This window comes from Paenibacillus graminis (assembly GCF_000758705.1).
GTDB classification, from domain to species: domain Bacteria; phylum Bacillota; class Bacilli; order Paenibacillales; family Paenibacillaceae; genus Paenibacillus_AQ; species Paenibacillus_AQ graminis.
In genome coordinates this window covers 5,315,503-5,340,322 of sequence record NZ_CP009287.1, presented here as the reverse complement: position 1 = coordinate 5,340,322, position 24,820 = coordinate 5,315,503, and the positions used below count along the sequence as shown (strand labels likewise).

27 protein-coding genes are annotated in these 24,820 nt (G+C 45.0%); all 27 read left to right on the top strand.

Annotated features, from left to right (window positions below; translation table 11 throughout):
* Positions 1-30: 30 nt before the first annotated feature.
* The 27 genes from PGRAT_RS22985 to PGRAT_RS22855 all read left to right on the top strand — a co-directional run bounded on the left by PGRAT_RS22985 (position 31) and on the right by PGRAT_RS22855 (position 24,711).
* Positions 31-996, top strand: a complete 966-nt coding sequence (locus tag PGRAT_RS22985; RefSeq protein ID WP_025706339.1) for a DUF4062 domain-containing protein — start codon at positions 31-33, stop codon at positions 994-996.
* A gap of 180 nt (positions 997-1,176) precedes the next feature.
* Positions 1,177-2,508, top strand: coding sequence for a phage portal protein (locus PGRAT_RS22980; RefSeq protein WP_025706338.1), 1,332 nt, complete (start codon positions 1,177-1,179; stop codon positions 2,506-2,508).
* A 41-nt stretch (positions 2,509-2,549) separates the two neighbouring features.
* Entirely contained in the window at positions 2,550-3,599 is a 1,050-nt protein-coding gene (locus PGRAT_RS22975) for a hypothetical protein (protein WP_025706337.1), read from the top strand.
* 3 nt (positions 3,600-3,602) lie between these two features.
* Complete coding sequence (locus PGRAT_RS22970; RefSeq protein ID WP_025706336.1) at positions 3,603-4,601, top strand: hypothetical protein; 999 nt, start codon at positions 3,603-3,605, stop codon at positions 4,599-4,601.
* A gap of 55 nt (positions 4,602-4,656) precedes the next feature.
* Positions 4,657-4,980, top strand: a complete 324-nt coding sequence (locus PGRAT_RS22965) for a hypothetical protein (RefSeq protein ID WP_025706335.1) — start codon at positions 4,657-4,659, stop codon at positions 4,978-4,980.
* Positions 4,977-5,540 (top strand): hypothetical protein, encoded by a 564-nt coding sequence (locus PGRAT_RS22960; RefSeq protein WP_025706334.1) that lies wholly within the window; start codon positions 4,977-4,979, stop codon positions 5,538-5,540. Before PGRAT_RS22965 ends, PGRAT_RS22960 begins: the two co-directional genes overlap by 4 nt.
* 8 nt (positions 5,541-5,548) lie before the next feature.
* Positions 5,549-6,124 carry a hypothetical protein gene (locus tag PGRAT_RS22955; RefSeq protein WP_025706333.1) on the top strand — a complete coding sequence of 192 codons (576 nt, stop codon included), beginning with the start codon at positions 5,549-5,551 and terminating at the stop codon, positions 6,122-6,124.
* A gap of 35 nt (positions 6,125-6,159) precedes the next feature.
* Positions 6,160-6,699: a hypothetical protein gene (locus PGRAT_RS22950; RefSeq protein ID WP_244884033.1), complete on the top strand. Its 540-nt coding sequence runs from the start codon at positions 6,160-6,162 to the stop codon at positions 6,697-6,699.
* Positions 6,696-7,133, top strand: a complete 438-nt coding sequence (locus PGRAT_RS22945) for a hypothetical protein (protein WP_025706331.1) — start codon at positions 6,696-6,698, stop codon at positions 7,131-7,133. The genes PGRAT_RS22950 and PGRAT_RS22945 overlap by 4 nt, the downstream gene beginning before the upstream one ends.
* Positions 7,134-7,255: 122 nt before the next feature.
* Positions 7,256-7,444 carry a hypothetical protein gene (locus tag PGRAT_RS22940; RefSeq protein WP_025706330.1) on the top strand — a complete coding sequence of 63 codons (189 nt, stop codon included), beginning with the start codon at positions 7,256-7,258 and terminating at the stop codon, positions 7,442-7,444.
* Between the two features lie 44 nt (positions 7,445-7,488).
* Positions 7,489-8,277, top strand: a complete 789-nt coding sequence (locus tag PGRAT_RS22935; protein WP_025706328.1) for a hypothetical protein — start codon at positions 7,489-7,491, stop codon at positions 8,275-8,277.
* 66 nt (positions 8,278-8,343) lie between these two features.
* Positions 8,344-8,673: a hypothetical protein gene (locus PGRAT_RS22930; protein WP_025706327.1), complete on the top strand. Its 330-nt coding sequence runs from the start codon at positions 8,344-8,346 to the stop codon at positions 8,671-8,673.
* Positions 8,674-9,078: 405 nt separating this feature from the next.
* Positions 9,079-14,538: a phage tail tape measure protein gene (locus PGRAT_RS22920; RefSeq protein WP_081758864.1), complete on the top strand. Its 5,460-nt coding sequence runs from the start codon at positions 9,079-9,081 to the stop codon at positions 14,536-14,538.
* Positions 14,539-15,342 (top strand): phage tail domain-containing protein, encoded by an 804-nt coding sequence (locus tag PGRAT_RS22915; protein WP_025706325.1) that lies wholly within the window; start codon positions 14,539-14,541, stop codon positions 15,340-15,342.
* Positions 15,343-15,361: 19 nt separating this feature from the next.
* The gene (locus PGRAT_RS22910; protein ID WP_042267271.1) at positions 15,362-16,141 is read left to right on the top strand and encodes a hypothetical protein; all 780 of its coding nucleotides are present in this window, start codon (positions 15,362-15,364) and stop codon (positions 16,139-16,141) included.
* A gap of 15 nt (positions 16,142-16,156) precedes the next feature.
* Positions 16,157-17,014, top strand: coding sequence for a hyaluronate lyase N-terminal domain-containing protein (locus tag PGRAT_RS31270; RefSeq protein WP_047171582.1), 858 nt, complete (start codon positions 16,157-16,159; stop codon positions 17,012-17,014).
* A gap of 15 nt (positions 17,015-17,029) precedes the next feature.
* On the top strand, positions 17,030-17,824 hold the full coding sequence (locus PGRAT_RS22895; protein ID WP_025707302.1) for a hyaluronate lyase N-terminal domain-containing protein: 795 nt from the start codon (positions 17,030-17,032) through the stop codon (positions 17,822-17,824).
* Between the two features lie 13 nt (positions 17,825-17,837).
* The gene (locus PGRAT_RS22890) at positions 17,838-18,185 is read left to right on the top strand and encodes a hypothetical protein (protein ID WP_025707301.1); all 348 of its coding nucleotides are present in this window, start codon (positions 17,838-17,840) and stop codon (positions 18,183-18,185) included.
* Positions 18,186-18,232: 47 nt separating this feature from the next.
* Positions 18,233-18,367, top strand: a complete 135-nt coding sequence (locus tag PGRAT_RS34695; RefSeq protein ID WP_272945720.1) for a hypothetical protein — start codon at positions 18,233-18,235, stop codon at positions 18,365-18,367.
* Positions 18,368-18,473: 106 nt separating this feature from the next.
* Positions 18,474-20,663, top strand: coding sequence for a phage tail protein (locus PGRAT_RS22885; RefSeq protein ID WP_025707300.1), 2,190 nt, complete (start codon positions 18,474-18,476; stop codon positions 20,661-20,663).
* 66 nt (positions 20,664-20,729) lie between these two features.
* A complete protein-coding gene (locus tag PGRAT_RS31825) occupies positions 20,730-21,281 on the top strand; it encodes a hypothetical protein (RefSeq protein ID WP_025707299.1) in 552 nt (183 codons plus the stop codon).
* 64 nt (positions 21,282-21,345) lie between these two features.
* Positions 21,346-21,885, top strand: coding sequence for a hypothetical protein (locus tag PGRAT_RS22875; RefSeq protein WP_155990487.1), 540 nt, complete (start codon positions 21,346-21,348; stop codon positions 21,883-21,885).
* A gap of 223 nt (positions 21,886-22,108) precedes the next feature.
* Positions 22,109-22,318 carry a hypothetical protein gene (locus tag PGRAT_RS22870; protein WP_025707297.1) on the top strand — a complete coding sequence of 70 codons (210 nt, stop codon included), beginning with the start codon at positions 22,109-22,111 and terminating at the stop codon, positions 22,316-22,318.
* 274 nt (positions 22,319-22,592) lie between these two features.
* Complete coding sequence (locus PGRAT_RS33440; protein ID WP_025707296.1) at positions 22,593-23,099, top strand: hypothetical protein; 507 nt, start codon at positions 22,593-22,595, stop codon at positions 23,097-23,099.
* A 157-nt stretch (positions 23,100-23,256) separates the two neighbouring features.
* Positions 23,257-23,766: a phage holin family protein gene (locus tag PGRAT_RS22865; RefSeq protein WP_025707295.1), complete on the top strand. Its 510-nt coding sequence runs from the start codon at positions 23,257-23,259 to the stop codon at positions 23,764-23,766.
* A 10-nt stretch (positions 23,767-23,776) separates the two neighbouring features.
* A complete protein-coding gene (locus tag PGRAT_RS22860; RefSeq protein ID WP_025707294.1) occupies positions 23,777-24,496 on the top strand; it encodes an N-acetylmuramoyl-L-alanine amidase in 720 nt (239 codons plus the stop codon).
* Positions 24,496-24,711: a phage holin gene (locus tag PGRAT_RS22855; protein ID WP_025707293.1), complete on the top strand. Its 216-nt coding sequence runs from the start codon at positions 24,496-24,498 to the stop codon at positions 24,709-24,711. Before PGRAT_RS22860 ends, PGRAT_RS22855 begins: the two co-directional genes overlap by 1 nt.
* Positions 24,712-24,820 lie beyond the last annotated feature (109 nt).

The window sequence follows — 24,820 nt, the reverse complement described above, 5'->3', positions numbered from 1 at the left end:
GTATTATCCACTATTGATGAGGTGACATTATTGGCAAAACCGCGCGTTTTTATAAGTTCTACTTATTACGACTTAAGGTATATCCGCGAAGATATAGCTAGATTTATCAGAGAGCAAGGATATGATCCTGTTTTGTTTGAAAGAGGTCAAATCGCATATGGAAGAGAACAGGCCCCAGCAGATTATTGTTTGAAAGAGATTGAGCTCTGTGATATTTTGGTTTCAGTAGTAGGTGGTAGATTCGGGTCGGAATTCGGTGATAATTATTCAATTACACAAAAAGAATTCAAACAAGCATTTGATTTAGGAAAGCAAGTTTATATTTTTGTGGAAAAAAACGTAAAATCCGAGTACGAAACATATAAAATAAATAAAGATATTGAAATAAAGTATCGATTTGTAAACGACAAGAGAATATATGAATTCATTGAAGAACTTGAGTTATTACCAAGGAATAATCCTATGTTTGATTTCGAATCATCGCAAGACATCATAAAGATCCTTAAAGAACAATGGTCTGGGTTGTTTCAAAGATTATTACAAGAAGAAGCGGATAAACCAAAACTTGATTTAATCAATACTCTGAAACAAACAGCTGCGACATTACAACAAATCATTACAGTACAATCAAAAAGGGATGAAACGAACAAAGAAGCTATAAAGGATGTATTGATTTTCAATCATCCAGCATTTCAAAGACTTCAAAATCAACTAGGCCTAAGATTCAAGATTACTTTCACTAATGTAGGAGAACTAAATGAGTTCTTGGAAGCTTTTGGATTTACAAGAACTCAAGACCCTTTTTTGGATTATTTGGAATGGCAAAGGATAAATAAGGCTAAGACTACGAAATTTACTCTTAAGATTGATGAATCCTTATTTGATGAATCCAACAATCTAAGACCTTGGGACATTACCACTTGGAATGATTCCTTTATAATGATTGAAAGAGAGGAAATACCTGTTGATATTGATGATGATGATTTGCCATTTTAAAAAAAGACCCCATTAAATTCATAATATATCCATATCAATATTAGATATTGTAAATGAACGAAAACTGAAGGTCAGGAAAATTTTCCTACCTTCTTTTTTTTGCAAAAATCCGCAGTTAAACCGAATAAATCCTCTGTTATTTTTAATTCATAGAAGTCTGCAAGGAAAGGAGGAAACACTTTGGGCGTAAGACAGAAGATCATCGACTGGCTTGCAGCAGGACGTACAAAGAATGAACCGGAGCGACAAACTGAAGCTTACCCCGAATCTTGGGGATGGTGGGGACGTAGTGGAAACAGCCAGCCTATTCCTAAGCGAACACCGACAAATTTAAGAAAGTTAAGTGAATCACCTATACCACGTCGAGCGATAAACGTCATAAAAGACGGCATAACCAAGCTGAATTGGTCAGTATCCGCAATCAACGAGGACGATTCTGAAAAGTATCAGGAGCTATGTAAGATCATAGAGCGTTCTTTGCTTAAACCGAACCCATCAGATTCATTCAGATCATGGCTTGAACAAATAGTTGAAGATATGCTTGTGTGTAGTGCCGGGAGTTCTGAAATGCTCAAAGCTGGCGATCCATTACGACCTTTTAGGATGTATCCAGTCGATACATTTTCGATAGACCTACACCCAGATTGGGACGGAAAACCCGATTCATATCGCTATGCCCAAAGGGTGAACGGTAAGTACGTACATCTAACTGCTTCTGAAATGATGTATATTCGAATGAATCCAAGGACAAACACCCCATTTGGCTTAGCTCCACTTGAAACGGTTTGGGAATCAGCAAACAACTTCATTGATTCTCATAAAACTGCCGGAAATCAAACAAAGAACACATTCTTAAGGAAAATACTTAATCTAGGGAAAACGGCTGATTCAAATGCAGTCAAGGCTTATCGATCTTTTTGGGATAGCGAAGTACAGGGTCAAGGTAGAATGCCGATTATTGGCGGCGAAAATCCGAGCGTCTTAGACCTGGGGGCAACCGATGATAAAGCGCTGTTCCTTGAATGGCAGCGATTCCTTATTGAAATTATAGCCATCTCTTTCGGTGTATCACCTAAGAAGTTAGGGCAGACAAAGGATGTTAATCGTACCACGGCAGATAGTGAAGATGAGGATACGGAAGCGACAGTGCAATCAATCGCAGAGAACATCGTAGAGCATATCAACAATCACATTATTGACGGTATCTTTAAAATGGGTGGCGTGATTGAATTCAAGTTCTTATATGCAACCAAACTTAAGGATGTAAAAATACAAGCTGACATTGACGCTATCTACCTTGATCGAAGAGTCGATACTCCAGATGAGGTAAGAGACAAACGCGGCAAAAAAGCTTTACCGAACCAACACGGCGAAGTGCTGTTACAGCCGAGCAAGCTGGAAGTCATTGATATCAATAAAACTCAGGAAGAACTGGAAGCTGCTAAAGATCCGCCTCCTGAACCTTCCGTATCTCAACCGGATAAGGAAGACCCAAACACCGAGCAAACGTAACGGTGTTTTTATTTTGCCCTGAAGGGAGGTGAGAACCAAAAATGCTTAAGACATTGAAAATGAGCAATTCGAAAATGCGCGTCCAGGACTTCAAACTATCAGATGCCGGGAGCCATCCAAACAAAATCCCTTTCAAGTGCGCGTTATTCGCAGTCGATCAACCGAGTGACGGTTCGCCTTCTGGGGCAGACGGCAAACTTATTCGCATTTCTTCAAGCGTCTGCGACCAATATCTTCAAACGTTTGTCGGAATGGCACTAAACATCGACTACACTGCAGGAATGGCTGACCATGATCCTCGTTTCAAGGTGGCCGTGATCGACAAGGCTTACCGATCCATGGATGGTTACGCCTGGATTGACGGATACATTTACGGCAAGGACTTCCCGGATGTTGTAGCAACCATTCGCTATTACAACGGCTTAGCGGCTGAATACAACTGGTCAGAGTATCAGTTCGGCGCTTCGCTTGAAATGGAAGCTTCGGTGCAGAATGCAGCAGACATGGAAAACGTGTTGGATGTAATGGAGTTCTGCGGCACCGGCGCTGCGATTCTTTTCGCTGAAGCTGCTGCCTATAAAACAACGAGCTTTGCAGCCAAAAATAATAAATCAAATAAGGAGGATGTCGAAATGACTCCAGAACAAATCAAAGCAATGGAAGACGGCATGAAGCTGCTACAAGAGAGCATGACATCAATGACAGCCAGCGTCCAAAGTGTTGTAACTGAGGTTGTCTCAATCAAAAGCGACCTTACGAGCATGAAGGCGGCTAGTACAGAGGCCGAGCAAAAGACAGCGGAAGAACAGGCTGCAGCGGACCTCAAGGCAGCAAACGATAAGACAGCAGCGCTTGAAAAGGAACTGGCTGATCTCAAGGCGGGTAAGACTTCGCCAACACCGCAAGAACCGGAACGTAAAACCGTTTCCGCAGCGAATCTGCTTTCTAAATATGGAAAAGTGGAAGAATCTAACTCATCTGATTTTTCTACATTCTGCGCAAGCGTAGATGCTCTGAATCTTCCGTCTGGAGAATCCATGGTACTTAAAATGAAAGCCAAAGCATCCTTTGGCGTGAAAGAAGGGGAATAATTAATGGCAGATCAATCAGTAGCACAATTTATTGACTTCCGAGCAGCGGCACAGATTATCGCACCAGGTGCTATCATCGTTGACGATTTCCAGAAAGAGATCACGGATGCCCTCCGGAGAAGTTCAGTCTTAGAAGGCCGGATCGAATATGTTCCTGCAACCGGCGACTTTTCAACGTACTACGAACAAAACACTATTAACGGCGGGGAATTCGTTGATCCACGAGTAGTATCGGCGGCTGCATCGAGCAATCCAAGAACGCCGCACAGTTTGAAAATGAAAGCTATCACAAACGAAGTTGTATTTGGCCATTATGATCTGACATTGGGCCAGCAGCAAAACAATTTTCCAGAACTCAAAGCCAAGGACCTTAACGACATGATCAATGGGGTCGGTCTGACTCATGGTAGAGCGCTTTGGAGAGGTAATGATACGAGCTTGTCAGTACCTACCACGATGCAGTATCGAGGGTTGTCTAAGCAGATTACCAATACCTTCTCTGTCTCTTCTACGGCATCTATAGTGGACGCCATTCGCGCCAAAGTGGCTGCAATGACATCAAGTGAGCTTTATGTATTGATGCCTACAGCTATCTATATCCATCCAATTGCCCATCACTACCTGGAACAAGAAGAAAAGAACTCATCGAACAACGAAACACAGATCAACAGTTTGACTAAGACGATGGTTGCTGGTGTTACCGTGTTGGCAATTATGACTTCTGCTGGTGTTCTCCCACTCATCCCTGAGCCATTTATGACATTTGCAGTAAACGGAACAGATCCTTTGATGACGGATTACGGCATCGCGATTCTGACTGAACCAATGATCGAGTATCACTATGTTGGCAAAAAGGATGCTTTCCTTTTCCAACTTGGCACAACATCTGACATTCAAGAAAAATATATCGCAATCAAATATGGCGCACCGGTTGCAAAAGGTCCTAGTTATGCCCATGCATATGGAACCATCACGCGTCCTACTATTGCTGCAATAGCTTAGTAAATCCTTCGGGGCGGCGATACAGCCGCCCAAATATAGAAAGGAGAAGATGAAATTGAGTAAAGCCAAAGCAGGAAGTGATAATGAAATCAAAAATCAGGTATTAACTGATGAAGAGAATTCCAGTGGACCCACAGGCAGTAATGATGCAGCGATCGATAGCGTGAACAACGATCCACATACTACCCCTACATCAAGTGAAGAAGAAGCCAAAGAACCTCTTTCTTTAGAATCCGTCACATTGTTGGGATGGGAGGAAGGTCGGGAAGGCCTGCATTCTGTTCATATTGGTGTAGGGATATACAGTTTCAAAAACGGCAAAGCGGAATTTTTTCCAGAAACGGCTGAACTATTAAGAGCATCTGGATATATCGAATGAGTCAATACCTAACAACAGCAGACACCGATTACGTTCCCGCAGGAGTGGTGCTGACCCTCCCATTAATTATTAGGGCATCTGTCATCATAGATGGTCGCTGCAAGCGAGAGATCGGCGTTACTACCTACACGGAGCGTATACCGTTGACGGACCAGCGAGGGCATTTGTCTTACTACCCAGTTAAGGACATAACGGAGGTTAAAGGCAGGGCAGCATATGGCATCACCGGTGATAATTTCTTCGGAGCGCCAGAGTTCGTCGAAGCCGATTTGAACGCCTTGGATGTGGATAAAGTGATAGGTGCTGTAATATGCGGCGGTTCGCCATTCGGAGCACCTTACACTGAGCTGGAAGTTACCTATACCAGTGGTTGGGAGCCAATCCCGGATAAGGTGAAGGTGGCTTGTGGTCTACTTGTTGCTCAGTTGTCCAGCAGTTCCAATCCAAACGTAAAAATGAGAAAAGACGTTGACTCCACAATAGAATATTTCGGGAACGACATGATCACTCCAGAGATAGCGGACTTGCTGTCTGAGTATCAGCATCGTTCCTTCAGGTAGGTGAGGATATGTTTCATGAATTCTCGCACCGGCACACGCCTTGTACAGTGAACGGACTGCCGGAGGCGGTAATTCTGTCTCGCGGATCGAGCGGATCTTCTCAGTTTGGGAGAGAGTCGGATTACATCGGGCGTTTTGCTCCAGAATCGTCAGTTCTCCCAGGAGCGCTGATTGAGACAGGAGAAACGTTTCTCGTCTGTTCCTTACGCCCCACGCCGGACCGTGATAAATACTGCGGGATGGTAAAGACGAACATGATCGTCAAGGTTCAGCGTTACGTGCAGCAGTATGACGAAAATGACAATCCTATCGGTGAACCTGAGTTTCAGGACATTGAAACGGAGGTTCAATCATTCGTCAGGTACGTCACAGGACAATTACGACAAGAAGACCCCGGCCTATTGCCGACTTCAACACATCTGATTCGTTTGCAGAATACGGTGGATGTTCGTCGTCCTAATGATCTCTTATTACTTGGACCAGATCGTATCGTATTGAATGGACGCCCATATCAGGTGGATGTGATTGACGACATCCAATTCCCCGGGCTTTACCAGATCCAGTTATCTGAGGACATGCGATGATTACCGGATACGATGCTGTAAGAGCATCCAGGGACTTGGAGAGTAAGTTGGCTGTTGAGATAACCGGACTCACTAAACTGGTGTTACTGACCGCCAAGGGCGGAATACGGTACTATCCAGCTGTGAGAGACAAACTTGAAATGAATATGTTCGTGCTTGCAAACAAGATGATCCAAGGGGATATCACGGCGGATTACTGGCAGGCATGGCTCGAACAGTTCGGTAAAGGTTCCCTGATGGCTGATTCTTCTCAGAACCCCGGATTGGTTACTTACATGAACTCTGATGCCTGGAACCGCCTAAGATCACGAAGCAGCAAGGTGGTTGTCGGGCGCGGTCAGGGTAACTACAAGAGCATTGACGGTACAATGCGGTTCTCGGGCGGCGGTTATGCTGGAGTGGATCTGGAGGAGTTAGCAGAACGCGGGGATATTGATCCGAAGTTCAAGCCAACGCCGCCGACATACTTCCTACGGATCGCCATTCAATCGAATCGAGCACGCATTCTTGAAGGCTTAAGTGAAATCATCACGAACTTCCCGTACCATCGTTACTTTACGGAGGACAAGCGATGAGCATACTACTGATTGACGCTATTCAGAACACACACAAGGCTGACGCGGCGTTTATGGCGCTTTTGGGGCTTACTCCTGCTGCAATACCCACCGATATGATCAAACGCTTCACAAAGGGCGTAGAGCCTGAAATTGTTGTGACAAAGGAAACAGTGCCGCATATCTGCCAGTACATCATTCCAGGTCAGTTCACCGCCCGGAATCATTTGGTCTTTCAAGGAAAGTTCTGCATCGACTTTTATGGCAAGACGGGATATGAGGCAAAGCTTCTATTCCAAAGGTCCTTTGAACTGTTTCACGACAGGCGAATTGTTCAGCCGGGATTTCATTCCTTCCTCTGTGCCTTAGTCTATGACGGCGACTTTGCAACAGGTATCAGTGGCGTCAAAGGATACAAAGGCATATATGATGTTGACTATATCCGTATGAATTGAGGAGTAAGCATGCATGAAGAAGATGCTAAACTATTGAATGAGGTAGTTAGGAACACTACAAAAACTGCGGAGGCAATCGGGAAAGCATTGCAAAATGTCTTGAAAGGATGGGGTGATCAATAATGGAAGAGAACCAAGGTGCAAAAGAAGAGATTCCAGAACTTGAAAAACTGATCAAAGAAAAAATCAGGTTGGCTAAAAAGCTAGGAATTACAGGAGAAGACGCCTCGCCGGTTGGAGGATATGAATTAACCGATGAATTTAAGCGCATGAAAGAGATTGATTTGCGATTATGGGAACTGGTCAAATAAACTGACTGGTTCTTTTTTTATGCCATAAGGAGGCTAACAACTATATGAGACCATTGGTATTTGATGGCGTGGGCACTGTTTCTGTTTATCAATCAGATGGAACACTGAAGTACCTGGATGATAAGATTTCTAAAGTGTCCCTCCAACTTCAATTGGATTGGCAAAAGGTCATGGGTGGAGAGTCTGGTTACGCCTTCCACTATACTGCCCAAGATTTGGCAGACAAAGCAAGTATCGAAATTCCGCGCTTCTCGACTATTTTGGCTGAACTCTCACAAGGTGCAGAAACAGAACGCGGGTCAGTTAAGTTTGATGAAACGGAAACTGGTGTCTTGGACCCAACTAATGGCTACACAGTCAAGGCACCCACAAAATACGGCGGAACATTCGTAGCGGCTACCGATAAAGTGTTTCTTAAAGATGCAGAGACCGGAGAACTTGTCCCTTTAACTCGTGCTGCATCGGCACCAACCGCAGTACAGTACATGATTACCGCTGCGGGAAAGGTTACGTCCGATGCCGCAAATAACGGCAAGGTTATCGTTATCACATATTCATGGACGAAAGATGATTCTACAAAGAGCAAACTGAGCGGAAAACGCAGACCCAAGCCATTTAAACTGGTCCATCGTTTTGAACTCGTTGATGATGTGAGTGGAAATCCAGTCCCTTGCCAACTGACCATTTGGAAAGCTCTTGGTGGCGGAACACTGGACGTTTCTCAGGAGCGGAAAAAGCCGACGACAAACACCATGACTCTTGAAATAATGGAACCTGACGTTTCTGCGGAAAATCCAGACGGGATTGCAGTTGAATTGATCTTCGGCATTTAATCAAATATCAAATTTATTCCCTCGCTCATCAAGCGGGGGGATGTTCATTTCAAGGAGGAATACTCATTGGACACTCAAATCGACCAAACCCTAAACATTGGCAATGAAATTAAATTAGCCGAAGGCATTGTAAAGAACATTAAAATTGGGAGTATCGGGCTGATTCGCAAAGTCCGGCAATTAATGAAGGACAAACAGTATAGTTTCTCTTACTCTATTGGGCGGGACACATGGACCGGTGAAGTCAACGGCGAGGAAAAAACAATTGACTTCCCAGCGGTTGAAGCGGCATATCGCGAAGCATTTAGCCTAGTGCTTGTCGATGGACTAACCGACGAAGAATATGAACAGTCAAATGTTGAGGTGCTGGATACACTCCTGGACCGATTTCTATAAAGAATCGTTTCCTCCAGATCCTGAATCGGATAAAGGAGAAGATGACGACGAAGACCAGGAAGACAAACAGGAAACGAATTGGCTTGAGATGTGGGCTTTGTGCGTAAGCAATGGCATATCTGATAGTGAGTGGATCGACATGACGATTCCTAAAATTAGAGCCCTCATGAAAGCTAAGAATAAGAACAGAGAATTCGAAATTATCCTGCATGGCGGGGAAATAGAAGTCAAAAAACCGAAGAAAGTAAAATACCTTTCTGACGTAGGGTTTTACCCCAAAAAATAAATTGAAGAGACCTCCGTCACCAAGCGGCAGGTCTCTTTTTCTGTATATACGGACGTTTCCCAATAGATCAGGAAAATTTTCCTTATCACATAACAAGGGGTGAAGATACATTGACAGACATGGGCAAAGACGTAGTTGGAGCTAGACTTAGCCTTGATACTTCGAAAATGTTGCCAGCATTCCAGGCAATTGACCGAGGCGTTAAAGGCAATGCAGAGACCTTCAAAGTACTGAATCAAGAGATAACCGTTACCACAAAGAACTATACTTCTTTGGCAGCAGCAGCCGATAAAATGGTACTAACATCTGACGAACGGCGAAAGAAGATTATGGCTGAGTCCGAAGCATTGATAAAACAACGGACGGCTCAGGCTGACTTGCTTAATACAAAGAAAAACCAAATGGACCAAGCGAATCAAATCGTAAATGCCAAACTAGCGGCACAAGAGGCCATCGTAAAGAAAAGGTACGATGCCATTGAACAGCAAGAGCGAGAACATCAAATGAGGATGGAAACACTCCAAAACAAAGCTGCAGCCAGTGCGGTAAAAGCAAATGCAGCTAATGGGTACAGTACATCAGACAAGACCCGAGAACGCGTACTAATGGAAGAACAAAACATTCGACGTAAGCTAATCCAACTAGGGGAAACAGAAAGCCAACAAGCCCGGGCTAATGCTGCATCATACGAGCAGTTTTGGATTAAGGCCTTGCGGACGCGCGAGATCAAAGAAGCGCAATTGCGAGAGAAGGTCCTCCAGGAAGAACAAAAGATTCGCCGTGCTATGGAACAGACGGCCAATCAGACAAGTAAACTTTCCGGGTCTAATATTGGCGGGGATATGACCTCGACCACATCAGCATGGGCTTCCAGGCTGCAACAAATGGCAGCGCATGCCCTTGTATTCAATACTGTTTACCGAGGCATCCACGAAGTACAGGAAGCCCTAAGAGTCGGTTTGGTGGACATTGAATCGAACATGGCCGGATATGTGCAGACCAACGAAAAGTATTTCTTGGAGTACAACGAAGGCACGAAAGAAGCAGTAATGAATACAAAATTGCTTCACGATGAAACAACTAAGTTTATTCAAACAGCCCATGACCTGGGAGCTGAGATTACCGATGTAACCGAATCAGCACGTCTTTGGGGCCGTATGTACAAAGATGCAGGCGTAGTGCAGGAAATGGTCCGGAAGTCCACTATGCTGTCCACAGTCGATCTAGTAAGCCTAGAAGACGCCACAAAGAGTATGGAGTCTACATTGGCACAGTATGGCGTTCAAGTCAAAGACGCTAATGATGCTGCCGTGCTCGGTGGGCGCATTCTGGATTCCTGGTCAAAAGTAGCACATGACACGATGGCTCCGGCTAAAGATTTGGGAGCTGCCTTTGAACGAACAGGTAAAATTGCTGCCGAAACAGGCGTTTCATTTGATATGATGAACGGTTTGATTTCATCCGGTATCCGCAACACTGCCCTATCCGGGGAGAACCTAGGTAACATGTGGAAGACGGTTCTCGGTACGATTCGCACAGATAAAGCCGTCAAAGAAATCGAGAGCCTTGGCGTTGCAACAAAAGAAGTCGTTGACGGAAAGGAACAATGGCGTAGAGCTGACGATATCTTGCTTGACCTTTCCACGAAGGTTATCGATAAGAACTATGATTTGACAAAATCCTATGCCGATATCTCGCGAGGGGTCTATCAATACGCGAAACTGGCTGCGTCATTGAATGCTGGCGATATCTTGCTTGGAACAGCGGCATCCATCGGCTCTACCGGATCAACCCTAGAATACCTCAAGGTACAGATGGATACGATTAGCCGGAAAGCGGCACAGACCAAAGCGTCCTTACTTGAAATATTCAATAATGCCGGTGATGACGGATTACGAAAGACAATTAAAGATGTCATGGACGCCATTGACCAACTATTGATTGGTTTAACCAAAGTGCCAGCAGGAGTTTTTGAAGGAACAGCCGCATTAGCTGGATTACTACTTGCGTACAAAACACTGAGAGCGCCGATTATGAACGTTGTAACAGCCATTGAGGTCCTGACGGCAGCAAAAACTGCCGAAACAACGGCAGTAACCACCAACACGGTTGCCAATGAGGTGAATATCGTCACCTCGCAGGGAGCAACACTCACAACGGTCCAGAGGAAAGCCGCAACGGAAGGAGCGGTAATTGCTCAGGGTACTCTGACAACAGCCACGGAGGGAGCTACAGCAGCCACAGCAGCCATGACAGCAGCACAAGCGACGTCAACGGTTACGATGGCAGCAGCAACCGCTGGACTGTCGCTGCTGGCGGGCGCTATAGCAATCTATATCTTCCAGAGTGGCAAAGCTGAAAAGGCCGAACGAGATCGTATTCAGCAAATGAAAGATGATGAGGCTGCGAGCCAACAAATGATTAGCCAATACCAGCGGCAAATCGAGCTTTTGCCGAAACTTGTTGACGCGCATAAGTCTTTGGAAGCGTCTCTTCAATCAGCAAATCTTTCTCAACAAAAGCAGGCGCAGGTTAAAAAACAACTCGATGAAGTGTCTCAGGCGCTGGTTATTACCCTGGGCAAAGAAGGAGCCAAGCAACTTGAATCAGCCGGATACACAGACAAAGCCGTCCAAACTCAAGTAGAGGCGCTCAATAAACTCATCCTAAAGCAGAATGAAGCGAGACAAAATGTCCTGAAGGATCAACAAGCTGATTTGTATGATCAGCAGAAGCAAAAGATAAACGAAATTACCGAAGCTACTAAAGAACTTGAAAGAGTGCAGAAAATAATTGCTAATCCGATTGGCAAGGCCTTGGGTACAGGAGAATTTAAAAAAGATGCAGCAGAGTTAGAAGAAAAAATCAAAACGTTAGAACAAGAAAACAATAAACTTACTCTCTCGATAACAGATGTAGGTGTATCTTTAGGTCAAGCTGCTGTTGAATTTGATCAATTCGCCGGAAAGGCGGGTACATCATCAGAATCTGCCCAGGATCAAGCACAAGTGTTGTCTGATCTTCGAGAACAAATCGAGGGCAATGGAACTGCGATTAGTGAAATGAATACCCTGTTGAAAGAAATGACCGGGGAGCAGTCCCTTAACGCTTCGGCAGCAGCAGATTTGATTTTGAAATACCCACAATTGGCTACAGAAATATATAAGACAGCCGATGGATGGAAGTTTGAAAAAGACGCTGTTGAAGTCTTGAGAAAAGCCAAAATACAAAAGGCGATTGACGATCTTAAGTCTGAAAAGGCCTCGTCCTTTAACACCAGATTGGCGATTGACGAGCGCCTTAAAGCTTATGGGATAGAAGCTGAAGCAATTAAAAGCCTAGCTCAGTTGAAAGCGGCTGTGAATGGCGTTACTTCTGATGTATTGTCATCGGGCGATGATTTGAAGTACTTCAAACCAGCATTCAAAGATAAAGGCGGCATCCTGGATGAAAAGGCCAAACAGGAAGCGGCGGCTAAAAGTGAACTGGATAAGATATATGATTCTTATGCTAAGGAACAAATTGATTACCAAAATAAAATAAATGCATTGAGTGCTCTATATAAGGACCCGGGTTTTGGTGTAAGTGCAGATAAAGAAAAGAAAGAGAAAAGCGGAAAAAGCGCTGCTGAGAAGGCGGCAGACAAGGCGAAGAAGGATGCTGAACAAGCCGCCAGAGAAGCAGCAGAGGCGCGAAAAGAAGCATATGCTGAAGACCTGGATAACTTTAAATACATCGCCGAGCGCCAAAACTGGACCATAGATCAACAAGCAGCCGGTTATGAACGACTCAAGAAGCGGCATGCAACATACCTAGCGGAAGACAAGGACGCTATGAAGCAGTGGAGCCGCGATGTTGTCGCCCTTAGTGATAAGCGGTATGACGAAGACAAGGCGAACCTAGAAAAGAAGACAGAACGGATGCGCCAGGCTAACCTTCAAGAGGTTGAAATGGTAAAGGTTTCGCTCGACTTTTACACCAAGGAAGAGAAGAAGTCTTATCTTACTGCGGGTCAAAAAGCCGAGGCTCAAAAGCAAGTCTATGACTTGACTAAGCAATACAACGAGCTACGCTATTCCAACTCCATCAACTGGATCGACAAAGAATCTAAAAAAATGGAGATGGCCGGAAAGAGTAAGGTCGAAATTATCAACATGGAGCTGTCGGCCTTTCAGCGCATGGCAAAAGACAAGAACAGAACGGCAGAGCAAGGCTTTGCTCTAGAACAGAGTATCTATGAACAAAAGAAGGCTCTGATTGAACAAGGCTTCTCGGACTTCCAGAAGGACTTGAACCACCGTAAGGCTATAGGAGAAGTCAATACAGCCCAGGAATTGCAGGAGTGGTTAAAAACCCAAGCCATGTACCGCGTAGGCACAGAGCAGCGCCTAGAAGCTGACGAGCAGGTATATGCACTCCGGCAGAAGTTGATTGAAGATGAAACGAAGACTGTTGAGACTTTAGGGTCCACCTATAAGTCTAAAATCGAATCCGCGCGGGATGCAGCAATCAAAGCAATTGAGGCGGAACGGGATGCCTATGTGGCTGGGAAAGATGCTGAGATTAAAGCAATTGATGATTTACTCAGCAAACAGCAAGAGTTAAATGCAGATGTAGATTTTGCAACTGCCTTAGCAGAAAAACAAGCGCGACTGGCATTGCTGGCTTCAGCAGTTGGCCCGGACGGAATTACGGAGCGTAAGCAGGTTCAAAAGGACATTGAGAAGTTGCAGCTGGACCACGACCGCGATTTGGCAAAGCGGAGTCTTGAAGAACAAAAAAAAGCAATAGAGGACGAGCGAGACACCAAAAAAGCGGCATTTGATAGGGATATTGAAACTGCCAAATCTCATTATGAGGATCTGATTTCAGCATTCGAAAGATTTTCTTCGGACACTGCAAACCGTGCCGAAGTCCTGAAAAACATTCAGGTACTCAAAGAATCTGAGAAGAATGCTGAGATATTAGCTCAATTGGATCAATTTATCTTGGACTATCAAGCAAAGATGAGTGCAATAAATGCTCTGTCACCTTCCGTAAACAATGCTGCTATTACTTCCATCGTGACAAACGGTGCTGTGGGTGTAGGAGGTATAGCACAAAAGACTTCAGATGTACTTGAATACAACGCCAACAAAGACGCCTGGGATGCAGCCAAGAAATCAGGGAATAAAGCAGAGATGGAAAGACTAGCTGCACGTAATGAGGAATTACGTAAGAAATACGGAATCATCAAAGATACTGGAAAACTCCAAAGCTTCAAGGAAGGTGGGAAAATACTAGGACCACGCGGAGAATCGGTGATGGTAAAAGGGCATGCTGGTGAAATTGTTATGAATGAGCGCCAACAGGATAACTTGCTCAAATTAATGAATTTCAGAATGCCATCACTAAATTTCTCAATGCCTCAGTTTTCGATGCCAGCGGCATCAGGGGGTTCAAATCCGCAGCAAATACACAACCATTTCGAACTATCCTCAGGAGATAATTACTTTGAGAACCAATCAGATATTAAGGTTTATTGGAATGAGAGAGATAATTTTGTTCGAAGAGCACAGGCCAGATCGGGGGCGAAATAATTGATTGGAGCAACGGCAGACGGGGTTAAGTTTGAATCTATTGGGCTTGGGTTGAAATCTCACAATATTCCGGTATTGCCCCCGACTAAAGACAACACAATTGAACTAGCGGACCGGGATGGAGCTTTGGATTTTGGAAGCAATTACGGGCCACGTATATTCAACCTTGAGTGCGTTGTCATGGCTGATGATCCAACAATGGATTACCAAAGGAGAGTCGCTCTTGTAGCGGCTCTCTTTAATATCCGAAAAGGTGACATTGTATTTACATTTAGCGATTTAGAAGGAAAGAGGTTTGTTGGAAGGTATGCGGGAACGATGGACATTACCAAACTCATCTTTGATGGTGAGGTAACGATCCCTATCAAAATGAATAACCCATGGCCTGAGTCAACCCAAGATACAACTGTCCGTGAATACGGTCAAGGATTGGAGTTTGGTCAAGGATATTTGTACAGTGATTATGCAGTGTGGATCGGTTCCAGTGGACAAAGTATTGTCGTGCGCAATGAAGGCAGTATACCGGCATATCCAATCTTACGGATTAGTGGTGCTTTTTCAAATCTAAGTCTAACAGACGGAGTTTCTACCCTTGTTTTGTCTGGTACAAGTAGCGCTTCAGACATTTGGGAGATCAACTGCGATCCAGGAGAATGCACTGTCCGCCTAAACGGTCAGAATGCCTATTCCAGAAGCAGTGGAATTTTCTTTGAACTCCCGCCTGGGAATACAACATTCACAGCGTCAGGTGGTTCATTAGCGTTCAACCTCGCATTTATCTTTAGGTACAAATATCTCTATTAGGTAGAAAGGAGGGATACCTTTGGCATTTAATCGTAGAGTCATAAACAAAGAACTCGATATGGCGAATCTAAACAAACACAACGACAACTATACGGACATCGAAACAACATTAGACTCACATGATATAGCGGTTACAAACTCAGCCAACCACATTGCGGATGGCAACATCCACACTACCGCAGTTGAAAAGGCAAAACTAGCTGGCATTACGGCTGGAGCCGGTGGGGCTAACTCTGCCACAGACACTGTAATCGGCAACCGGACAGCAACGGACAATACAACGCCGAGCCTGACCGGATCTATAACGGCGCTATTCTCCAGTTTATTCACCTTGATCAAGGGTATCACTGGGAAGCCCAGCGCCTTGACTGCCCCGGCTATTACGTTGGAAACGACCAAGGCACACGTGGACAATGTCAACCTGCACACTACAGCAGCTGAAAAAACAAAACTGGCGGGGATTGCGGCGGGGGCTGAAGTCAATCAAAACTCCTTCGCTAAGGTCAACAACATTGATGCAGCAGCAAAATCTGATGCCCTCACGGTAACAGGCGGTACAGGCATCACAGTTACAACCAACCCAACCACCAAGACAATGACGGTAACGGCTACTGGGACAGCCACGCCTGGAGCTCACGGTAGCAGCCATAACAGTGATGGATCTGACCCAATACCAGAGCTAGTGAGTTTGAAAGCGAAAGTGACGGCGTTAGAGAATTTCTTGGCGTATATGCCGATTGATGGCGGCGGGTTCGATACATCACCCGGGGGTCCTGTCATTGACGGCGGAACAATATAAAGGAGGCATCATTTTATGGCCGTGACAACAATAAAACTCCGGCGCGGACCGGCTTCGAATCTCGCGGGTTTAACCCTGCAAGAAGGGGAACCGGCTTTCGTGGTGGATACAGGTAAGCTACTCATTGGTGATGGGCAGGGGAACAACGTGACGGTAAATCCGGACCAAGCTAATGCGACCACAGCAGACAAGCTTAAAACGCCGCGAACGATTGGACTCTCTGGAGATGCAACGGGCTCCACTTCCTTTGATGGATCTACCAACGCAACCATCACGGTTGTACTGCCCAATATCGCTACAGCTGGCACATATACCAAGTTGTCAATTAACGCCAAGGGACAGGTAACAAGCGCAACACAACTCACAGCGGCAGATATCCCGAGCCTAACACTTGCCAAGATCACGGACGCCGGGACAGCCGCAAGCAAAAATACAGGCACTGCCGCTGGTAACGTCCCTGTGCTTGACAGCGGGGGAAAGCTGGACACAAGCGTCCTTCCTGCCCTAGCGATATCGGATACGTTCGTAGTCGCCACTCAAGCGGCAATGTTGGCTTTAACAGCAGAGGTTGGAGATATTGCTGTCCGGACGGATCTTAGCAAAACGTTTATTTTGCGTGTGGCCGGTGCCTCTACGCTTGCCAATTGGCAGGAGATACTTGCCCCGACTGCTGCGGTATCATCGGTAGCCGGTAAAACTGGAGCTGTTACACTCGCTGCCTCGGACGTGGGGTTGGGCAGCGTGGGAAACTACGGTATCGCAACGCAGGCGGAAGCTGAGGCAGGCACAAGCGCTGTCAAATACATGACGCCGCAGCGGACAAATCAGGCAATCGCAGCGCAGACGGCAGTCATTGACGGCGGTACATTTTAAGATTGGAGGCGCACTATGGCAAATAAGATACAGTTAAGACGCGGAACCAAGGCGCAATTAGCAACGCTGGGGGTGTTAGCGCAGGGAGAGCCGGGATACTGCACGGACACAAATGAGCTATTTATTGGAAATGGTACAGGTAGTAATACACAAGTAATAACAGGTGATGCTGTTATTACAGCCAGTCCGAACACAATCATAAAGAGAGATGCAAGTGGACGAGCACAGGTTGCTGCTCCTGTAGCAGCGGGAGATATTGCACGTAAAGCTGATGTAGATAGTGTTGCTTCAGCAGCAGCAGCAGCACAGACTACAGCCAATGCTGCTTTATCTAGAGCAGGGGGAACGATGTCCGGCGAGATTAACTTCTCGGACGATGGAGAAGGGGTTACCTTTAACGGCGGGGGTCGGATATACAAAAAATCGGGTGCGGGGCTTGTATTAAAACGCCATGCCGGAGACACAAACCCAGAAGTAGAAAGTTATGACGGATCGAATAGATGGGAAATCTGGCATTACGGTATGACGGCTACACTTATGCCAATCTCTAAGGGAGACAACGGGTATACCCAGATGCCCAACGGTCTGCTAATTGCATGGGGTACGGCGGTTCTTGGTGTCAGTGCAACATCGAATATTATCTTTCCGATCGCTTTTGCGACGGGATGTACTCCTCAAGTTTTATTAACGCCAATGGGTGACTTAAATGCAAAGGTACTAGACACTATCAATCGGACGGGCTTTAGTGTTCAGAATATCTCAACGTCTTTGTTGCGGGTGCGTTGGATGGCAATTGGCTGGTGGATATAAGGAGGATAAGAGTATGCAGTACTATGTAGACTTTGCAAGTGATGGAAATATAACTGGTTTTTATGTAGACACGATTCATGGAGAAGACATACCAGAATCAGCATTGCCAATAGACACGGAGGATTGGCACAAACTTAGCCAAGGCGCTGGCCGGTACAAATTAGACGGTCACGAAATAAGAGAGAAAACGGCCGAAGAACTAGCCGGTGAACAGGCGAGTGCACCACCATTACCACCTTCAGAGCTTGAAGTGCTTCGAAAGGAGAATGCACTGCTGAAGGCGCAACTCAGTGCACAATCCGAACGGTCGGATTTTATCGAGGATGTAATCTCCGAAATGGCAAGTCAACTGTACAAATGATCCGGCGGTTGCTCTATTGGCTACTGGCCTGGAGAGGGGGTGATATCATGGTAGTTATGTTTTTCGCACAGCGTGTAATCTTGGGTAAGACCAAGTATGTGGAAGTGCCGTCTACACTGCGTCCTGGTGTGTTGGAGGTTTTGACCGAAAGCGGACTGGAATATCTGGCTGAAGATAAATAAAAATTACAGGTAGCGCCCTTAGCGGCGTTTTTATTTTGCCCTCGGATCTACGGGGGCTATTTTTTGTACGTAAGGAAACTTTTCCTTAAGGAGAGGAAGATGCTATTTGAACTACCTTCAGGCCTATGATAAAAATATGGTGCCAATCGGAGCGCTAGTGAAAGTTTATGATGTCGAGCGTAAACGCCGTATCAATTCAGATTATGAGTTGTCTTTTTTGGTGCCGATGAATTCTAAAGACTATCTTGAAAAGATATTGATCAAAGGCCATGTCAAGGACGAACGCGGACAATATTATGTAATCAATAGTCGGTCCCGAGTCCGAGAAGATAGGAAGCTTACGGCATCCATTATGTGTACGCACGTAATGTTCAAACTTACAGATTTCAAATTTCCATACGCCTCCTACATTGCTGAAGCTTACGGTGTTCATATTTCGCAATTGACCAACTTAATTTCTGCGGCCACAGGGGGACGATTTACGTTTTCTATTGACGACACCTTTGACTTATATGATGTTAAGGATTTTGGACAAGGAAATTGCCTTCAAGCGCTCAACAAGATTATTGAAATGTATGGGTGTGAGATTGAACCTGATAACTTCGTTATTCACCTCAAAAAGCAAATCGGAGCAGACAACGGGTTACAGTACCGGATAAAGAAGAATATCGTCTCAGACCAATTTAAAGACGATGCATCATCGCTTGTAACCCGTCTGTATTGCCAAATGAAGGACGGCAGAACGTGGATAGGTCAACCATCATCAATCCTGACAAACGAAGAGAGGACGTTACTGGAGGCTGTACCGGGGGCAATTGTTAACGGAATCCTGCAAGTCAATTACCTTATTTCTCCCTACGCTGCAACTTGGGCAAGTAATTCAGTGCCGTTTTTTGACGGGGAAATAATTGAACAGGATATCGAAGAAGTCTCCGACCTCTTGGAAGTTGGAAGGAAGACCCTGAGAGAAAAGGAGACCCCGAGTTTCGAGGTTACAGCCGACAGTGCTGACCTATACAAAATTAAAAGCGGCGAACCCAAGCCAAACCTTGGAGACACTGCCTATTGCCATGACCCAGACATAGAACTAGTTAATTTAAAGGCCCGGATTATGGAATTGACAGAATACCCATATACCAAAGAGAAGCACGCACAGGCCACATTATCCAATATTGCAGTAAAAGATATGGATGATATTATTGCCGATTTGGATAAGAGCAAAAAACTTGTAGATAATCTCTATTCAAATGGCAGGATTCGAACAGAACTTTTCGAAGCTGTAGCAAAGCAAGTCATTATAGATATTAATAACTCAAAAACAGAATTGATATATCCACCTGACGGCGGAATATTGGCGCAAGAGAAGACAAATCCCCTTGAACAAGTCAGGCTTACTTCTAAAGGGCTAGGTATTTCAACTGATGGATGGCAGACTGTCCGGTCGGCGGTGACGGCACGCGGGGTGCTTGCAGAGACGGTTATTGGGCAATTTGGTAGTTTTGTCTCAATGCTAATCGGGAGCGGGAATGCAGTTACCCAGATTAATACCAATGGGATTGCTGCGGGACATGCAAACTTCAATGAAGCACCGTTCAGAGTAGATATGGCCGGGAATTTGGTAGCGAATAAATTGACGGCAAATTATGCGTCCATCGCTAATTCTAATTTTTCAGGCGGGGCTATCGTGGGATCATCTATTAATGTGGGAGACGGGAGATTTGTTGTTAATTCTGCCGGTAGTGTGTTTGCAGGTGATGGGACATTCCAAGGAACCATTAATGCCAGAGGTGGGACGTTCGAGGGGAACATTTATGCCAGTGGAGAGATTATTGGAGGTATTATCACAGGTGCTAGATTTAGAACAGGATCATCTGGTGTTTATCCGAGAGTAGAAATTGATCCTACAAGTGTAGCGTTTGGAGTATACTCCGATGCCAATAGTGGGATCTTAATTCCGGCGTATGACGGTGGAGTCAGTAAGATTCGTTTCCTTGCTAACGGGAGCGAATCGACGATCTTTAATTCTCCGACATCAGGGTTCATATTTCAGGCATTAGGTAGCGCGACAATCTCCGGGACAGATGTTAACCTAAATCCGACAAGTGGATATGTAAGAATCTCGTCTTGGAATCAGCTTTTCAATAATTCAACCCTCTCAACCTTGCAAGATATCCTAGATCAAAAAATTAGCAATACTACAGCAGCGAGCAACATGACCTTTGACCCAACATCAAGAAACTTGAAACTCTGGAGCGCTACGGGAATACTTCTGGCACAAGTAAATATCCCCAAATAAGCTTGAAACTTTTATCGTTCTATGACGATAATAAGAGTAGAAATCTTTACCAAAGGGGTGCTTACATTGAAAAAGTTTGTTTCCGGTGTAATCGTCGGGGCGTTATTATTTGGAGGAGCGTCTGTTTTTGCGGAATCAGTCAGCTTAATTGGAAAAAAAGTGTCGGGAGTCTACACTATTGAGAAGAACGGAAAGAAGGTAGCTGAAGCAGTTATTATAAACGGTTCAGCTTACGCACCGGTCCGCGCTGTCGCAGAGGCCACTGGTGCCGGGCTTAAAGTAGAAGGGAAGAAAATTATTATGAGTGAAACAAACCAAGGGTCGTCAGCAACGGCGACGTCTGAGCAGAAAAGTGTTGCTGATTTGCAGGTTGAGCGAGAAAAGGTAAGTGCAGTCATTGAGCAAAAAAAGGCAAATATTACTGACCTGGAAACGAATGTGATACCTCTTTATGAAGCACAGGTCAAAGACTTAAGTACAAACAGTGCATTGGCCCAACAGGTTCAAGGTACTGTTGATTCATATAAGTCTATTCTGGAGCAACGCAAAACTGAACTGTCCACACTCCAACAACAACTTACAGATCTTGATGCGAAGATTGCCGCGTTGCTGAAGTAGAATGAGAAGGAGACTATTACTACTATTCTTTGCTGCCATTTTCTTAACCGCGTGCTCTTCAAATGTGGCGAATAATACACCACCTAAACCTACGAAATCACCCGAAGAAGTCAAAAAAGCGTTATCTGGTCTGATTGAAAAAAGGGACGAGGTAGAAGAATTCTCGGCATATTATGCACAAACAACCATAGATAACATAGGTAAAAGTGATGCTTACGTTTACTTTATCAAAAATAAAGAAGGTATTGTCTCAGATCTTAGATTTGTAGTTAATTATATCGGTACAGCTCAGATCAACACAAGGTGGATTAAGATAAATGCTGATGGACAAATCTTTGAAATTAATCATGCAGATAATTTAATACAAAAGTCCTTTTCTTACACCACTGTTCAGGAAGTTTATGATAGTGATGTTTATCTTGATGATTTAAAAATGATAAAGGCTATGGCTAATGCTGAGAAAACAATTGTGCGATGTATTGGAGGGGGATTGTACCAGGAAGACATAGTTTTGAGTAAACGACAGAAACAGGCAATGCAGAAAGTTCTCTCGGCCTATAAGAATGCCGGAGGGGAAAATGAACTATATGGTGATGAACTTTGAGTCTTTTTTAGGAATCTTTTTATTCCCTCGAAAGGATTTGAATCTTCTGCCAAAGTAACCAAGCATCATAGTTGTTGAATTATGCATAGCTGGTACACAAACAACGATTGATGATGCTAAAATAAACCCGTAGTAATACAGCATATAAACTACTATATCCTATAACTAAGAAGGTCTCTCTTACGGAGAGGCCTTTTACTGTTGTCCGGAAGGAGGAATACCATTGACGGTTGTAAAGAAGATCGAGCTGTCGATTGATCTCACAAAACCAGCAGATGAACTCATTGAAACCATTATTTCAGTTCTTAGCTTCTACCCGGGTCGTCAACATGAAATTCTAGAGAAGGTAGATCATACAGTCGGTGAAATGTTGGCCGCGATACAACCTAAAGAAGAACCGGAACCAAAAGAAAAGTTGAAAGAATCAACTTAGTGAGAAGCAAACCTACACAGCGCCGATTCAAGGCGTTTTTATTTTGCCCTCGGACAATGTCCGGGGGCTTTCTCCCTACATTATAAATGCATAGAAAAGGATAGAAAACAGAAATTGACTTCTATATCTGTTTTTCACCAATATCTAACAAATTTATTGTGCTGATAAAAATAAAGATTTGGCATCTTTTGGACTATACTATCTAGATGGGAATTAAGGTAATATTTACTATGTAGTCGGCCGATTAACAAATGTATCGAAGGGCGGAAGAATAGTGAAAATTAAAAAGCTTCTTTCTGTACTTCTTATCTCTGCAGTAGTTATGGTACCATCGGCTTCCGCATTTGCCGAAGATGTTAATTCAACTGAAATTGCTCCTACTGGTACAGTGACACCTTATATTGTAGGTGTTGGAGATACTCGCGCAACGGCAGTATCTATTGTCCTCAATGATGGTGGAGGTGCTATTTACGATCTTTTTATACAAAGCCCAACGGATCAGGACTGGTTTAAATGGACCAATACATCATCTAGCTATAAAAGAGTGGTGCCTCGCATTGGTGGAATGAGTGGAAACGGACCTACTAGAGCAGGCTTGATTGTTAGTTATATTAATCAGAACGAACTCGGACCGCTTTATACTGCTCAAGCAGGTACTGCCGAGGGACAATTGTTTTCAAATGTTATGGTCCCTCCAGGGGCAACTGTATATCTAGTTGTTGATGCACCAAATTTTACGACTGCTCCTGCATATCGTTTAAATTTTGCAGTTTACGATTAATTTAATTAGCAAAAACACCAGCACCTCTTTTTCATAAGAGGTGCTTCTTTATTTCATAATAACAACACATCATCGACGCCCATAGAGGCGTTTTTATTTTGCCCTCGGATCCCCGGGGGCTACTTTTTTACATTAGAAATAGAGGGGAGCAGGGGGAATGCTCAATCATATTAAAAATATCGTTACTACGGTCTACACAGCTGCCGTAGGCTCTGGCACACGGGAGATAGCTACGGGCGTAACGAGTGCGGGGGCCGGACTGCTTGCTATGGCTGCGGGTTGGTTGGGAGGGTACGACAAACCGTTGGAATTGCTTATCGTGCTTATGCTTGCTGATTATGCCAGCGGCGTAGCGGGGGCAATCAAGACCAAGACGGTCAGCAGTGACATTATGTTCTGGGGCGGTATCCGAAAGGTAACCGTCCTTTTTGTTGTCGGCTTGGCAGCGCTGGTGGACGATTGGGTGCAGCCTGGAGCGCCGGTATTCCGGATGGCTGCGATCCTTTTTTATGCCGGCCGCGAAGGATTATCGGTTATTGAAAATTTTGGCGTTATCGGTGTGCCGTTGCCGCAAGTCATGAAAGACTTTTTACTACAGCTTTCGGAGGATAAGGCCAAGAACAACCCGGCCAAGCCGGAGCATCCAGACAATGACCAATCAGCATAAGGAGGTTCATATGAATATCATTCAAAAAGGCAACAAGTATACCAACAGCAGCAGCCGGGACGGTCACGCTCCGATTGCAATCGTGGACCATATCAGCAGCGGCACCATGAGCAGCATGGATGCCTGGTTTACATCGTCAGGCAACGAACAGAGCAGCGCTCATTTTGGCGTATCCAAGGCCGGAGAGATCCATCAGTATGTACCGATTGACCTCATGGCCTGGGCGAATGGATTGTCAGTCGCTTCAATCGCAAAAGCAACAGCGCCACTAATAAAGGAGCAATCGCCCACAAACCCAAACAAATACACCGTCAGCATTGAGCATGAGGGCACGGACGGGACGCTCACACAGGCGCAGTTCGCCGCTACGGTATGGCTGCACAAATATATCAGCGCTGAGGTTAAGCGCCTCTACGGCAAGCCTATAGCTCTGGACGAGCGGCATGTCATTGGACATTTTCAGGTGGACCCGGTTCGAAAGCCACACTGCCCCGGACCCAAATTTCCGTGGAGCCGATTATATGCCGCGTTAAAAACAAAGGAGGATGAAGACATGAAAGTGGATAAGGCAGGAACAGTAGTCAACGGTAACAGATTGGCGGACGATAGCGTTTTGATTGAGGGTAGAGTATATGTTCCGTTGGCTGCCGTAGGCGAGGCGCTCGGCGCTAAGGTGAATTGGAACAACGTAACGAAGACGGCCACACTCACAACCAAGGGGGCTAAATAATGAACAGCAAATGGCGGAATCGTGGCTTGTGGGTATCTTTGACGGCAGCAGTGCTGCTGGGAGTGCAGACCGTTGGAGCGATCTTCGGGTTTCAACTGGCGCCGGAGAAGTATGACGAGGTGACAGCGGCAGTTAATGCGGTCTTGGGCATCCTGGTAGTACTGGGGATTGTAAGCAACCCGGAGGCAGGCAAGGGATATACTGATAAGGACTAGATGTACATTTGCCCACTGGCTTAAGCTGGTGGGCAAATAAATAAGAAAACCATATCCTTCCTTAAGCTTAGATGGTATATTTTAGGTGGAATATCCCAAATATACTAAT

What these genes read in the sequence shown, in the direction of transcription:
- PGRAT_RS22890 (WP_025707301.1), top strand. Translation starts at nt 17,838, where the DNA reads ATGCAGTACTATGTAGACTTTGCAAGTGATGGAAATATAACTGGTTTT.
- PGRAT_RS22970 (WP_025706336.1), top strand. Translation starts at nt 3,603, where the DNA reads ATGGCAGATCAATCAGTAGCACAATTTATTGACTTCCGAGCAGCGGCA.
- PGRAT_RS22935 (WP_025706328.1), top strand. Translation starts at nt 7,489, where the DNA reads ATGAGACCATTGGTATTTGATGGCGTGGGCACTGTTTCTGTTTATCAA.
- PGRAT_RS22940 (WP_025706330.1), top strand. Translation starts at nt 7,256, where the DNA reads ATGGAAGAGAACCAAGGTGCAAAAGAAGAGATTCCAGAACTTGAAAAA.
- PGRAT_RS22855 (WP_025707293.1), top strand. Translation starts at nt 24,496, where the DNA reads ATGAACAGCAAATGGCGGAATCGTGGCTTGTGGGTATCTTTGACGGCA.
- PGRAT_RS22895 (WP_025707302.1), top strand. Translation starts at nt 17,030, where the DNA reads ATGGCAAATAAGATACAGTTAAGACGCGGAACCAAGGCGCAATTAGCA.
- PGRAT_RS22860 (WP_025707294.1), top strand. Translation starts at nt 23,777, where the DNA reads ATGAATATCATTCAAAAAGGCAACAAGTATACCAACAGCAGCAGCCGG.
- PGRAT_RS22975 (WP_025706337.1), top strand. Translation starts at nt 2,550, where the DNA reads ATGCTTAAGACATTGAAAATGAGCAATTCGAAAATGCGCGTCCAGGAC.
- PGRAT_RS22945 (WP_025706331.1), top strand. Translation starts at nt 6,696, where the DNA reads ATGAGCATACTACTGATTGACGCTATTCAGAACACACACAAGGCTGAC.
- PGRAT_RS22865 (WP_025707295.1), top strand. Translation starts at nt 23,257, where the DNA reads ATGCTCAATCATATTAAAAATATCGTTACTACGGTCTACACAGCTGCC.
- PGRAT_RS22920 (WP_081758864.1), top strand. Translation starts at nt 9,079, where the DNA reads ATGGGCAAAGACGTAGTTGGAGCTAGACTTAGCCTTGATACTTCGAAA.
- PGRAT_RS22960 (WP_025706334.1), top strand. Translation starts at nt 4,977, where the DNA reads ATGAGTCAATACCTAACAACAGCAGACACCGATTACGTTCCCGCAGGA.
- PGRAT_RS31270 (WP_047171582.1), top strand. Translation starts at nt 16,157, where the DNA reads ATGGCCGTGACAACAATAAAACTCCGGCGCGGACCGGCTTCGAATCTC.
- PGRAT_RS22955 (WP_025706333.1), top strand. Translation starts at nt 5,549, where the DNA reads ATGTTTCATGAATTCTCGCACCGGCACACGCCTTGTACAGTGAACGGA.
- PGRAT_RS34695 (WP_272945720.1), top strand. Translation starts at nt 18,233, where the DNA reads ATGGTAGTTATGTTTTTCGCACAGCGTGTAATCTTGGGTAAGACCAAG.